The 14,133-nt window shown below is 37.2% G+C and carries 13 protein-coding genes; 11 read left to right on the top strand and 2 right to left on the bottom strand.

Annotation, left to right across the window (positions count from 1 at the left end; genetic code table 11):
* Positions 1-4 precede the first annotated feature (4 nt).
* From B5440_RS12490 to B5440_RS12465, 6 genes are all read left to right on the top strand, one after another.
* Positions 5-358: a four helix bundle protein gene (locus B5440_RS12490; protein WP_070054146.1), complete on the top strand. Its 354-nt coding sequence runs from the start codon at positions 5-7 to the stop codon at positions 356-358.
* Between the two features lie 39 nt (positions 359-397).
* On the top strand, positions 398-1,591 hold the full coding sequence (locus B5440_RS12485) for an acetyl-CoA C-acyltransferase (RefSeq protein WP_070054145.1): 1,194 nt from the start codon (positions 398-400) through the stop codon (positions 1,589-1,591).
* A gap of 33 nt (positions 1,592-1,624) precedes the next feature.
* Positions 1,625-1,984 carry a four helix bundle protein gene (locus B5440_RS12480; RefSeq protein ID WP_070054144.1) on the top strand — a complete coding sequence of 120 codons (360 nt, stop codon included), beginning with the start codon at positions 1,625-1,627 and terminating at the stop codon, positions 1,982-1,984.
* 66 nt (positions 1,985-2,050) lie between these two features.
* On the top strand, positions 2,051-3,865 hold the full coding sequence (locus B5440_RS12475) for an acyl-CoA dehydrogenase family protein (RefSeq protein ID WP_070054143.1): 1,815 nt from the start codon (positions 2,051-2,053) through the stop codon (positions 3,863-3,865).
* Positions 3,866-3,980: 115 nt separating this feature from the next.
* Positions 3,981-5,753: a mechanosensitive ion channel family protein gene (locus tag B5440_RS12470; protein WP_070054141.1), complete on the top strand. Its 1,773-nt coding sequence runs from the start codon at positions 3,981-3,983 to the stop codon at positions 5,751-5,753.
* A gap of 7 nt (positions 5,754-5,760) precedes the next feature.
* Positions 5,761-6,801 (top strand): mechanosensitive ion channel family protein, encoded by a 1,041-nt coding sequence (locus B5440_RS12465; protein ID WP_070054140.1) that lies wholly within the window; start codon positions 5,761-5,763, stop codon positions 6,799-6,801.
* Here the strand turns inward: B5440_RS12465 and B5440_RS12460 are convergent.
* Complete coding sequence (locus B5440_RS12460) at positions 6,798-8,597, bottom strand: glycoside hydrolase family 15 protein (RefSeq protein ID WP_070054139.1); 1,800 nt, start codon at positions 8,595-8,597, stop codon at positions 6,798-6,800. The two genes, B5440_RS12465 and B5440_RS12460, sit on opposite strands and share 4 nt — an antisense overlap.
* A 96-nt stretch (positions 8,598-8,693) precedes the next feature.
* On the opposite strand from B5440_RS12460, the gene B5440_RS12455 reads away from it, so the two are divergent.
* From B5440_RS12455 to B5440_RS15505, 5 genes are all read left to right on the top strand, one after another.
* Entirely contained in the window at positions 8,694-10,907 is a 2,214-nt protein-coding gene (locus B5440_RS12455) for a bifunctional alpha,alpha-trehalose-phosphate synthase (UDP-forming)/trehalose-phosphatase (protein ID WP_070054138.1), read from the top strand.
* Between the two features lie 140 nt (positions 10,908-11,047).
* Positions 11,048-11,335 (top strand): YtxH domain-containing protein, encoded by a 288-nt coding sequence (locus B5440_RS12450; RefSeq protein WP_070054136.1) that lies wholly within the window; start codon positions 11,048-11,050, stop codon positions 11,333-11,335.
* A gap of 141 nt (positions 11,336-11,476) precedes the next feature.
* Positions 11,477-12,826, top strand: a complete 1,350-nt coding sequence (locus B5440_RS12445; protein WP_070054134.1) for a M28 family metallopeptidase — start codon at positions 11,477-11,479, stop codon at positions 12,824-12,826.
* A gap of 228 nt (positions 12,827-13,054) precedes the next feature.
* On the top strand, positions 13,055-13,369 hold the full coding sequence (locus B5440_RS12440) for a hypothetical protein (RefSeq protein WP_070054133.1): 315 nt from the start codon (positions 13,055-13,057) through the stop codon (positions 13,367-13,369).
* A 63-nt stretch (positions 13,370-13,432) separates the two neighbouring features.
* On the top strand, positions 13,433-13,690 hold the full coding sequence (locus tag B5440_RS15505; RefSeq protein ID WP_141728127.1) for a hypothetical protein: 258 nt from the start codon (positions 13,433-13,435) through the stop codon (positions 13,688-13,690).
* A gap of 93 nt (positions 13,691-13,783) precedes the next feature.
* Here the strand turns inward: B5440_RS15505 and B5440_RS12435 are convergent.
* Positions 13,784-14,133, bottom strand: a 350-nt coding sequence (locus B5440_RS12435) for a transposase (protein ID WP_200805511.1), incomplete at its 5' end; no start/stop codon positions are given.

The raw sequence follows: 14,133 nt of genomic DNA, 5'->3' as shown, positions 1-14,133 counted from the left end.
AGTGATGCATAATTTTCAAAATCTTAAAATTTGGCAAAAAGCGATGGACATTGCAAAAGAGGTCTATGTTATTTCTTCTAAATTTCCTTCAGAAGAAAAATATGGTCTTACTAGTCAGATTCGAAGAAGTGCAATTTCAATTGCTTCTAATATTGCTGAAGGAGCAGGAAGAAATACCAATGGAGAATTTAAAAACTTTCTTGGTATTGCAAATGGTTCTTCAAATGAGTTATGCACTCAGTTAATTCTATCATATCGTCTCAATTTAATTTCCGAAGATAAAATTCAACCTGTTATTGATGATTTGATAGAAATTCAGAAAATGAATTATACTTTGATAAAAAAGTTTTCATCTTGAATTTCTATTATCTCACATCTAACATCTAAAATCTAAAAAATGAACAAGACAGCATACATAGTAAAAGCATACAGAACAGCCGTGGGGAAAGCTCCCCGTGGTGTGTTCAGGTTTAAGCGTCCAGATGATCTGGCTGCCGAAACCATAGAATATATGATGAAGCAATTACCCGATTTTGATAAAACCAGGATCGATGATGTAATTGTAGGGAATGCGATGCCAGAAGCAGAGCAAGGCCTTAACGTTGGGCGTTTAATCTCACTAATGAGTTTAGACACCGATAAGGTTCCAGGAATGACGGTTAACCGTTATTGCGCTTCAGGACTCGAAACTATCGCGATTGCTTCGGCTAAAATTCAAAGTGGAATGGCCGACTGTATTATCGCCGGTGGAGCAGAAAGTATGAGCTATATCCCAATGGGCGGTTACAAACCAGTTCCTAATTACAATGCCGCTAAAGAAGGCAACGAAGATTATTACTGGGGAATGGGACTTACCGCTGAAGCAGTCGCCGAGAAATACAAGGTTTCCCGGGAAGACCAGGATGAATTTGCCTTTAATTCCCATCAAAAAGCGTTGAAAGCTCAGGAAGAAGATCGTTTTCAGGACCAGATCGCACCGATAGATGTTGAGGAAACTTTTGTTGGAAAAGACGGGAAAAAACAGACTAAAACTTATACCGTAAACAAAGATGAGGGTCCGCGTGCCGATACTTCTAAAGAAGTTTTAGGGAAATTAAGACCTGTTTTTGCCGAAGGTGGAAGTGTGACTGCTGGTAATTCGTCACAAATGAGTGATGGTGCTGCCTTTGTAATGGTGATGAGTGAAGAAATGGTAAAAGAATTTAATCTAGAACCAATCGCCAGAATGGTAAGCTATGCACCGGTAGGTGTAGATCCTAAAATTATGGGTATAGGACCGGTTCACGCAATTCCGAAAGCTTTAAAACAAGCTGGATTAAAGCAAGATGACATGCAGCTTATAGAACTTAACGAGGCCTTTGCTTCACAATCTCTGGCCGTGATTAGAGAACTTGGCTTGAACCCCGAAACCTTAAACCCAAATGGAGGTGCTATTTCTATGGGCCACCCACTGGGCTGTACAGGAGCTAAACTTTCGGTGCAGATCTTTGATGAAATGCGTAAACGCAATCTAAAAGATAAATACGCCATGGTAACCATGTGTGTAGGAACCGGACAGGGAGCTGCGGGGATCTATGAATTTCTTTCTTAGATAAAAGAACAAAGAGTAGAGAGAAGAGAAAAAATGAGTGCCCGGAGAAGACATAATTATAAGAATCTCAAGATTTGGAAACTTGGTTTAGAAATTTCCAATGAAGTTTCAGATATACTTATCGACTTTCCAGCTTATGAAAAATATGATCTTAGCTCTCAAATAAGTAGATGTTCGATTTCAATGCCGAGCAATATTGCGGAAGGTTCTGCGAGAACAGATAAATCTTTCAGCCATTTTTTAGACATTTCTTTAGGCTCTTCATTTGAACTAGGAACTCAATTATTAGTAGCTAAGCATAGAAAATATATTAATCAGGAAAAATTAGAAAGTTTAGAAGAGAAAATAGAAGAATTTCAAAAAATGACAATGGGCTTTCAAAACGGATTATAAAGTCTATTTTCTTTTTTCTCTTCTCTATATTCTTATCCTAAGAAAATTAAAAATAACAACAGAATAATGGAAACAACAGAAAATAAAAAAGAACTTCTACGGGGTGGGCAATTCCTTGTTAAGGAAACCAAAGCAGAAGATATATTTACTCCTGAAGATTTTACTGAGGAGCAAAAAATGATGCGTGATTCGGTTAAGGAATTTGTAGATCGTGAAATCTGGCCGAAAAAGGAAGAATTTGAAAAGAAAAATTATGCACTTACCGAAGAAGTAATGGGCAAAGCCGGGGAACTTGGCTTTTTGGGAGTCGCCGTACCAGAAAAATATGACGGACTTGGAATGGGCTTCGTTTCTACAATGCTGGTTTGCGATTATATTTCCGGAGCTACCGGCTCTATCGCCACTGCATTTGGAGCACATACGGGAATTGGAACTTTACCAATCTTACTTTACGGAAATGAAGAGCAACGCAAAAAATATGTCCCGAAGTTAGCTACGGGAGAGTGGTTTGGCGCTTATTGCCTTACCGAACCGGGAGCCGGAAGTGATGCCAATTCAGGAAAAACAAAAGCTGAGCTTACCGAAGACGGAAAAAGTTACAAAATAAACGGACAAAAGATGTGGATCTCCAATGCGGGATTTGCTAGCGTTTTTATCGTTTTTGCACGTATTCAGGACGATAAAAATATTACCGGATTTATCGTGGAATACGATAAGGAAAACCCTAATGGTATCACCTTTGGGGAAGAAGAAAAGAAACTGGGAATCCACGCTTCCTCTACCCGACAGGTATTTTTTAATGATACCGTGATACCTGCTGAAAATATGCTTTCAGAAAGAGGAAATGGTTTCAAAATCGCGATGAATGCTTTAAACGTTGGACGAATTAAACTTGCCGCAGCTTCTCTGGAAGCCCAGCGAAGAGTGACCGATGTTGCCGTGAAATACGCGAATGATCGGGTTCAGTTTAAAACGCCAATTGCAAAGTTTGGTGCAATTAAATTGAAACTTGCAGAAATGGCTACCTCAGCCTGGGTTGGGGAAGCAGCAAGTTACCGTGCAGCAAAGAATATTGAAGACAGAATTAACCTTCGTCAGGAAGCAGGAGAGTCACATTCTGATGCAGAATTAAAGACTTTTGAAGAATATGCAATAGAATGCTCTATTCTTAAAGTTGCCTGCTCTGAGGATGTTCAGAATTGTAGTGATGAAGGTATTCAGGTATTAGGTGGTATGGGCTTTTCAGCAGATACCCCTATGGAATCTGCATGGAGAGATGCCAGAATTGCCAGAATTTACGAAGGTACCAACGAGATTAACCGAATGTTAGCCGTTGGAATGTTGATAAAGAAGGCGATGAAAGGTCACGTAGATCTTTTAGGGCCCGCGCAGGCTGTGGGCGAAGAACTTACCGGAATCCCTTCTATGGACAAGCCAGATTTCAACGAATTATTCGCTGAAGAAAAGGATATGATTAAGAAACTGAAAAAAGTTTTCTTGATGGTAGCAGGAAGTGCAGTTCAAAAATTTGGCCAGGATCTGGAAGAACACCAGCAATTACTTTTAGCTGCTTCAGATATTCTTATTGAAGCTTATATGGCTGAATCTGGAATTCTAAGAGCTGAAAAGAATGTAAAACGTTTTGGTGACGATGCCCAAAAAGAGCAGATCGCAATGGCTAAATTATATCTATACCACGCTGTAGATACCGTAAATCAGAAAGCAAAAGAGGGAATTGCTTCTTTTGCTGAAGGTGATGAGCAACGTATGATGCTAATGGGACTTAAGCGTTTCACCAAATACGACAGAATGCCAAATGTGGTAGAGTTAAGAAACACTATTGCTGAAAAACTTACTTCAGAAAATAAATATTGTTTCTAAAAATTCTGATAAATCTCTTTTAAAAAAGGCCGTCAAATTTAGACGGTCTTTTTTTATTCCTTAATTTTAAAATTATTCCAATCAAAAATTTTAGAAAAGACTTCAATAATTAGGTATGACCAACCAAATGAGATTGTTATTTTTAAGTTTCAGCATATTTTTGCTTCCCCTTTCGGTTCTTGCTTTTCAACAAGATTCAATAAGTACTGAAGATACGCTTCCTTCAGAAGAAAAAATAGATGAACCAAACCAGTCTAACTATCTTCCAAATAGCTTAAAAGATTATAATAAAGCTTATTACCAGCTTACTCGGTTGAATAATCCATTAGGCTTAGCGCCTAATAAATTTAATTTACAAACGCCTCAGGCTACGCTAGAGCATTTTGTGATTAGTTGTAGAAATAAAAATTTTAAAGAAGCCGCCTATGCATTAAACTTCAACTTGTTTCCTGACAATATCACAGAGAAAGAGGCGATTAATATTGCGCAGAAATTATATTTTGTGATGGATCAACGGGTGGCGATTAATTGGGATGGTTTGCCAGACCGTCCAGATGGCCAGGTAGATATTAGAACCACTACCAACCAGGCGGTAGCAGGAGAGGCAAGAAGAAGCGTGGTTTTTGGGGAAACTCAAATAAAAAATCGTGATATAATTTTTAGGTTACAAAGAGTAAAATACCAGGATTATGGAGCTTTTTGGTTAATTTCTGCAAATACCGTAGAGAATACCGAAGAGCTATACCAGGTTTACGGGCCAACATTTTTAGATCGGCATATGCCAACCTGGTCCCAGGCAAGAGTAGGCACAGTACCCCTTTGGAAGCCGGTCCTAACATTTTTGCTTCTTATAGTTTCCTACATTCTTGGAAAAGTAGTTATTCTTTTAATAAGAAGAATCGCGCAGTCATTTGATAGGCCAATAATTATGGCTTTATCTAAAAGATTGGGTATCCCGGCTGCTTTAGCTTCCGGAGTCTTGTTTTTCTATATTAGTCTTAACGAACTTATTTCTTATTCCGGTGCTTACTCAAGTACCATTTATGCTATTTTACTGGCTATTGTAATTGCATCCGGTACCTGGTTTTTTATGCGAATCTTAGATTTTGCCATGCGTTATGTTGCCGAGCATAAAATTGGCGATGTCACTTCGGAAAACAGCCATGAATCTCGTCAGCTTTTTACTTATTTATCTGTTGCCAGAAGAATTCTAACCTTTACCGTGGTGATTATTGGTACATCAATTATCTTTTCTCAATTCAGATCTTTAGAAAAATTAGGGGTTTCCATGTTGGCTTCCGCAGGTCTGGCTACCATAATTTTAGGTATAGCTGCCCAAAGCACTTTGGGTAACATCATTGCAGGAGTCCAGATTGCACTAACAAAACCTGCGAGAATTGGCGATACGGTTATTATTGGTGATCGTTGGGGTTATGTTGAAGATATACGCTTTACTTATATGATTGTAAGAACCTGGGATCTTAGAAGGCTAATTGTCCCTTTAAAAACGGTGATTTCTGAAACTTTTGAGAATCTTTCTATCACGAGTCCTCATTCTATAAATGAAATTGAACTTTATGTAGATTATAGAGTAGATGTAGACAAACTGAGGGTGAAATTTAAAGAATTGCTTGAAAATTCTGAAGAATGGGATGAGGAACATCCACCAATGCTGCAGGTTACAGAAATGACCGAAAAATCCTTGAAATTAAGGGCTATTTGTAGTGCCCGTACCGGCGTTATTGCCTGGGAACTTCATTGTAAATTAAGGGAGCAAATGGTGGCATATATTAAAGAATTGGAAGAAGGTATTTATTTTACGCGCTCCAGGGTAGAATTAAAAGAACCTCATTTTAATCCCGAAAACATAGAAAAGTCGGATAAATAATTTATTTATGACCTCAGACCCTTTATTGTTCAGGTATATTTTTGCTGGTGTAATTACACTTCTTGTAAGCTTCGTAATAGCTTTTTATATTCTAAAGAAAATAGGTAAAGATCCAAAAAACATCTTGCCGGTGAATTTCGCACAGAGGGTTTGGATTCCACTTTTAATTTTTCTGGCTGCGTTAATTTTAAAAGTCGCCCTGCTAAGCAAGATTTTTATATATGAATATACTTACAACATTCTTCAACCAATTAGCACCCTGGGGCTAATCCTAAGCGCCACCTGGCTGATTATTCTAACACTTAAGATTTTAAAAAACCGAATGTTGAAGAAGTATGATGTGAATACTTCAGATAATTTAAAGGCCAGGAAAATCTATACACAGTTTAATATCCTGGAAAATATTATCATTTTTATCATTATAATTCTTGCAATAGGCATTGCTTTAATGAGTTTTGAAAGTATACGCTCTGTAGGGGTAAGCGTTTTAACTTCAGCAGGAATCGCGGGAATTATTATAGGATTTTCGGCCCAAAAAGCTATTGGAACTTTACTTGCGGGAATTCAAATTGCTTTTACTCAACCTATAAGGTTACAGGACGCAGTAATTGTTGAAGGCGAATGGGGCTGGATCGAAGAAATTACACTCACTTATGTGGTAATAAAAGTATGGGATAAAAGAAGACTGGTAGTGCCGTCTACCTATTTTATTGAAACTCCATTTCAAAACTGGACCAAAAATTCGGCCGATCTTTTAGGGACGGTTTTTCTCTATACAGATTACACCGTGCCGGTAGATAAGATTAGGGAAGAACTGGACAGGTTGCTTGAAATCACTCCACTTTGGGATAAACAAGCCAAAGTAGTACAGGTTACTGATGCTACCGATAGAGCTATGGAAATAAGGATTTTGGTGAGCGCCAAAGATTCTCCCACGGCTTTTGATCTACGCGTATTTATTAGGGAGAAACTTATAGATTTCCTCAAAGAGAATTATCCCGAGAGTCTCCCTAAAAGCCGCGTTACGATCAATGAATCGAAAACTTAGAATTCGCTAAGCCAGCTTTCTTCTGAAGTTGTTCCTATACTAAAATTAGCAGCGGTTTCTATCAAAGCTAAATGTGAATATGCCTGCGGAAAATTACCCAACAATCTCTTGGTTTCAAAGTCTATATCTTCACTAAATAAACCTAAATGATTACTATAAGAAAGCAGCTGGTCGAACATTTGTTTTGCCTTCTTCTTCTCCCCTATTTTGAAAAGACTATCGATTAACCAAAACGTACAAATAGTAAAAGAAGAAGTTGGTTCACCAAAATCATCCTTATTCTTATAACGATACATTAATCCGTCTTTGCACAATTCTCTTTCAGTTGCCTGAACGGTGCTCACAAACCTCGGATCTTTAGCCTCAATAAATCCATATTGCTCCATTAATAAAGTTGAAGCGTCTAAATCTTTAGAACCGTAATACTGGGTATAAGCCTGAACTTCTTCGTTCCAGCCATTTTTATAAATGTCGTTATAAATTTCTGCACGTAAAGATTTCCAATGCGTATCATTAATACCCATTCTTAAAACTTCTCCAATCTTTATGGCACGGTCTATCGCCACCCAGCATAATAGCTTTGAAAATACGAAGTGTCGGTCTTCGGTACGTAACTCCCAAATTCCCTTATCTGGTTTTTGCCAGTTTTCTTCTACGATTTTTACAATTCCGCGCACTACTGTCCAAAGTTCTTCAGAATTTTCCAAAGAAGTTTCAAACTGATTGAATTGCTGATAGATCACCTCCATCAAAATTCCATAGATATCGTTTTGCTTTTGGATATACGCGGCATTTCCGGTTCTCACGGGATGGGAACCTTTATACCCTGATAAATGGTCTAAAATATGCTCGGTGAGTTCTTTTTCACCATTAATACCGTACATAATCTGGATTTTCTCATCTTTATCAGGGATTATATCAATAATAAATTGAAGAAAATCTTTAGCAGATTTTATATGGCCAAGCCCTGCCATTACTTTAATTACCATAGAAGCATCGCGAATCCAGCAAAAACGATAGTCCCAGTTTCGTTCTTCCCCAATAGTTTCTGGCAAAGAAGTGGTTGCCGCTGCTAAAACTGCACCCGATTTCTTGTAACTAAGACATTTTAAAACCAGGGCGCTACGCATTATTTCCTTTTCATAATGGGTATAACGGGTAGTTTTCGCGCTCCAATTCATCCAATACGTCTTGGTACGCTGAAATTTTAAATAAGAACGATCTAAAGATTGAGTGATGAGCTTTTCGTGATAACCGAGCAGAAAATATGCGTTTCCGGTTAATTCAATTTCATTTTGTTCTAAAACGTCATTTAGGTCTAAACTGGAATAGAGAAAAAGCGAATCGTATTTACCTTCGTTTGTAAAACTCTTTATGTAATTCCCTTTATGTTCACTATATGTTTTTTCCCTTGCAAAATCTAAACGAGGATCGTATTTAACCTTAAATTTAGGCTTCCCACTAATTAACCTTATAAATCTAATTACATCTGGCGGAGCGTAGTACGTACTATCTTCCCGTTCGTACCGTGGCATAAAATCTATAACCTGGAATGAATTTTCACCATCATCAAACAGGGTATTTAAAATATTGGTTTCCCAAAGATATTCCTGGGTAATTTTATAGGAATCGTCTAAAATAAATTCAAAACTTCCTCCGCGTTTTTCATCCAGAAGTTTTGCAAAAACCGCTGCCGAATTAAAATTTGGCAAACAACACCATTCCAGCGAACCTGTTTTTGAAATTAACGCAGCACTCTTGCAATTCCCTATAATCCCGTAATCTAAATTATCCATATACTCTTAAAATTCTTTAAAAAGGCTTGTCGTGTAAAATGATTTTCGGAAATTTAATAAAAATCAATTTCGCAACAACAGCATTCACATATAATTATGAGTAAGACAATAATAATTTCCAACCGTTTACCATTACAAATTAGCTTAGAAAACAATAATCTGGAAGTCACACCAAGTGTAGGCGGACTTGCAACTGGCTTAAAATCATTCCATAAGGATGGTGATAGTATCTGGATTGGTTGGAGCGGACTTACCGAAGAGGAAATTCCTGAAAATCTTTTAGAAGATGTTAAAGAAAAGGCCCGAAAAGAAGATTGTGTTGCTGTAAATCTTAGCGAAGAAGAAATTGAAGGATTTTATTATGGATTCAGTAATCGTACTATCTGGCCACTCTTCCATTATTTTATGGAATATACCGAAGCCGATAAAGATCACTGGGAAACCTATAAAAGTGTAAATAAAAAATATGCCGATGAAGTCCTTAAACATTATGAAGATGGAGATCATATTTGGGTGCACGATTATCAGCTGCTTTTAGTTCCAAATATGATTAGGGAACAACAACCAGAAGCAATTATTGGTTTCTTTAATCACATACCTTTTCCGTCTTACGAAGTTTTTAGAACCCTACCCTGGCGTGATGAAGTTTTAAAAGGAGTGCTTGGAGCCGATCTAATTGGTTTCCACACCTACGATTATGAAAGACACTTTTTAAGTTCTGTGAGTCGTATTTTACGTCACCAGGTGAATTTTAATGAAATCACCCTTCCGGAGCGTATTGTAAAAGTAGATTCTTTCCCAATGGGAATAGATTACACTAAGTTTGAAGATGCCGCTCAAAATCATTTTAAAAATACCGAAGAACAGCGTACCGAATTACAGCGCAGGCTTGATCACCATTCGAATGACACGCCTGAAGCGAAACTTATATTAAGCATAGACCGTTTAGATTATACTAAAGGAATCGCCAACCGAATTCGTGCTTTTGAATATTTTCTTGATAACCATCCAGAATTTATTGAAAAAGTAAGATTGGTGATGCTTGCCGTACCATCAAGATCTAACGTTCCGCAGTATCAACGATTAAAAAGGGAAATAGATGAACTGGTAGGAAGAATAAACGGTAAGTTCTCTACCGTAAGCTGGACGCCTATCTGGTATTTTTACCGCTCTATGCCTTTTGAAAACCTAATTGACCTTTATACAAGTTGCGATATCGCCTTGTTAACACCAATTAGGGACGGGATGAACCTGGTTGCCAAAGAATTCGTAGCAACCAGAATAAATCAAACCGGAGTACTTATTTTAAGTGAAATGGCCGGTGCAGCACACGAAATGAATGAAGCTTTAATTATCAATCCGAATAATTTCGAGCAAATTTCACAAACTTTGATCCAGGCTATAGAAATGCCGGTAGAAGAGCAACAACAACGTAATAAAACGCTTCAGAAGCGACTAAAACGCTATAGCGTAGAAAAATGGGCAAATGATTTTATGAAAGCCCTACATAATACAAGTCAGGATCGTGATGCCTTTAAAGCCACTAGAATTTCCTCTAAAGTTTCAGGAGAGATTTTAGAGAAATTTAAAAATGCGAAGAACAGAATTCTATTCCTTGATTATGACGGAACACTGGTGAATTTCACTGATAAACCCGAAAAAGCAAAACCAGACCAGGAATTAATAGATTTAGTTCACAAATTAAATCAATCAGCAAATACAGATGTAGTTCTTATTAGCGGTAGGGATAAAGACACCCTTGGTTCCTGGTGGCAGGAAATTCCTGTAGAACTTATTTCTGAACACGGGGTTTGGATGCGCCAAAAAGATAGTGAATGGGAGCTTTCTGAAAATGTGAATAACGATTGGATGAGCGCGGTGAGACCGGTAATTGAAACCTTTGTTGATAGAACGCCCGGTACTTTTATAGAAGACAAGAATTATTCCCTGGCCTGGCATTACAGAAAAGCCGATCCCGAACTTGGGGAAATCAGGGCCAATGAGCTTTCTAATGTTTTAAAGGAATTGATCTCAAATCGCGGACTTAGCGTTCTTGAAGGAAATAAGGTACTGGAAATAAAAAGTAGCGGAGTGAATAAAGGAAAGGCTTCCAATAAAAAACTGGTAGGCAAAGATTACGATTTTATTTTTGCTATTGGTGATGACTGGACAGATGAATATATGTTTGAAGAACTCCCTGAAGAGTCTTTCACCGTTAAAGTTGGGATGAAGAAAACCAGTGCCCGCTATTATATAGAAGACACTTCTAAAGTTAGGGATATTTTAAAAGATTTCGCTGAAAATTCTTAAGACCTGAAAGTGTTAAAATCCTTGACATTTTTCAGTAAAGTTTATGTATAACTTAACTCCAAAAATATGGCAGAGACTCCATTATCATCTAATTTTACATTAAACAATATTACGAACCAAAACTAAAAAAACTTAGATCGATGAAATCAGGAAAAATGTTATTAGGATTAATATCAGGAGCAGTTGCAGGAGCAGCAGTAGGATTATTATTTGCTCCTAAAAAAGGTGCAGATACGAGAAAGGCGATTTCAGATTCAAGCAATGAGGCTTTAGAAGGGACTAAAGGAAAATTCAATGAATTTTCTGACTCTCTAAGTCATAAAGTTGATGCCCTGAAAAATAAGACTAAAGCCAGTCTTTCTAATTCAAAAGCTGACCAAAAAGCTCACGAAGCAAAAGCTGAAATCCATAATATGAAAGCAAGCTAAATTCTAATTTTAATTAGAATACAATATAAAAATCTCGGCATAATTGTCGGGATTTTTTTGTTTAGAATCTTATCAAAACCGCAATTATTTGTAATATCACAGAAACTTTAGGTATTTTAGAAGCTTAAACCACATTTTTATATGCTTAAAAATATATCCACTCTTGCCCTACTCCTTTTTTCAGGATTAATTTTTCAACAAACAAATGCACAAACAGATCAGCGTATCTATGAAATAATCGACAAAGTTTCAGCAGATAGTATTGAAGCCGATATACGCAAACTTACAGGTTTTGGCACAAGGAATACCTTTAGCGACACAGTCTCTGATACCCGTGGAATAGGTGCAGCCCGACGATGGATAAAATCTGAATTCGATTATCTTTCTAAAAACTGCGATAATTGTCTTGATGTTTTTTATCAAAAAGACTTTGTAACTACAGAAGATGGGGAGCGGATTCCACACGATGCCTGGGTAGTGAATGTTGTAGCCGTTCAAAAAGGAACCAAGTATCCTAACCGATATATAATTATGAGTGGCGATATAGATTCTCGCGCCAGCAACACGATGGATTTTGAAACCGATGCTCCCGGCGCAAACGATAATGCCAGCGGTATGGCTGGTGCTATGGAAGCTGCCAGGGTTTTATCTCAATATGAGTTTGAAAGCAGCGTGGTCTATGTTGGACTTTCTGGAGAAGAACAAGGTCTTTTTGGAGGAAAAGGACTGGCCGAATATGCTAAAGAAAACAATTGGGAAATCATAGGCGTTTTAAATAATGATATGATTGGAAATATTGAGGGAGTAGATGGCGTAATTGACAACCGTACTTTCAGAATATTCTCCGAACCGGTTCCACCAAATGAAACCGAAAGAGAACGAACTATGCGTAGGTTTTACGGCGGTGAAGTAGATGGTATTTCGCGTCAGCTTGCTCGCTATGTTCATAAAACTACGGAAACTTATATGCCAGAAATGAACCCGATGATGATCTATCGTTTAGATAGGTTTGGTCGCGGTGGGCACCATCGTCCTTTTAACGACCTTGGCTTTGCAGGAATTAGGATTATGGAAGCTCACGAAAATTATAACCGACAACACCAGGATATTCGCACTGAAGATGGCATTGAATATGGCGATGTATTAGAAGGTGTGAATTTTGATTATGCTGAAAAACTTACGGCGGTAAACGCTATAAACATGGCGAGTCTCGCCTGGGCACCTCCTGCTCCAAAAAATGTTGAAATAGGTGGAATTGTAGAACCTTCAGCAAAACTAAGATGGGATAAAGTTGAAGGCGATATTGCCGGTTATAAGATTTACTGGAGAGAAACCACCGAGGCACAATGGCAATACTCCCGTTTTGTAGGAAATGTAAATGAATTTACGCTAGAAGGCATTGTTATAGACAATTACTTTTTTGGTGTTGCAGCCGTAGGAAAAGACGGCAACGAAAGTGTAGTAGTTTTTCCTTCAGGAGTGTTTAGGTAGAACAAAAAATAGCGAAGAGAACGAAGAAATATCTATACTCTTTAGCAAAAGTTGGTTGTAATTATCAAAAAGATTTAAGAAAAAATGTTGATCAAATTTCTATCGGACTACATAAAATTAGAAAAAGAGTTAACTGATAAATTTGGAGAAGAAATTGGACAAAAAATTTTCGAATCGCTTACCGAATTAGTTCAATTAAAAATATGAACTAAATCCATAATTTTTGAATTGGATTTATTCAAAGAAATTTACATTGATAAGATTTTCTCAGTAACTGAAAATTTCTACAGTTCTAAACTCAAAAAAGAACATACCCCAGCTGAAAAAGAATTGTTGGATGTAGTTAATGAAGTTCTGGAAAAACCTAAACATTCCCTATCTGACGAAATAACTCTTTTGTTTTATGTTGGTTTTTATCATAAAATCGAGAATTACGAAAATGAAATTTTAGGTCATTATAATATTTTAAATCGGACAAACTATAAAGACCTGGAGAAAATTGGAATTGATACAAAAAATAAGAAAAAGCTATTTCAGGACTGAGACAGATTACGTTTAATATCAAATTCCATTAAGCACAATCGTCTGTTTCCGAAAAAAGAGTTATTGAAATATTATCCATATTTAAGACAAGACCAAAAATTATCTATTAAGGATTTTAATCCTACAGAGGACATAATTTTAGTACAATCTTTTATTCATTTCTTCAACTTTTTAATAAACACGAGAATTTTGATGGAAACAAAAAAGGAGCTAGAAGGAACAAATTACCACAGTTCTGAATTGGATAAATTGTTTGCAGATTTAACTGAGGATATCGATCCAAAAGAAGAGGAATTTCAAAGTACATTTTGGAGACAATAGCTACACCAACAAAGACGGTTAAAAAGACTCTGAAATTAAAATTATTCCAGGGTCTTTTTTAATCTACTAAAGAAAGCTGAACGGGTCTGTAAATTAAACTCTGTCTGATGTTTCAATTCCTCTGGGGCTAGCCCCAGAGGAATTTGCGTTTATTTCCAGTGGTATACGGTCTCCAAATTTAATATAAAATTGCTGAATCGTAAGGCTCCAATTATGTAATGGGGCGGTCCATTTCTTCTCAATATTCTTTGTCACTAGATAGACTAGTTTAAGCAGGGACATATCACTGGTAAATGCTCCTTTGGTCTTGGTAACTTTCCTGATCTGACGATGGAAGCCCTCCACGGCATTGGTGGTGTAAATGATCTTTCTAATGGGTTGGGTGTACTGAAAATACTGGGATAACTGCTCCCAGTTACGCTGCCAGCTTTCAATGACCACAG

The organism is Salegentibacter salarius (assembly GCF_900168265.1).
Classification (GTDB): Bacteria; Bacteroidota; Bacteroidia; order Flavobacteriales; family Flavobacteriaceae; genus Salegentibacter; species Salegentibacter salarius.
The sequence above is the reverse complement of the archived record's forward strand: the minus strand, read 5'-3'. Positions and strand labels throughout refer to the sequence as shown.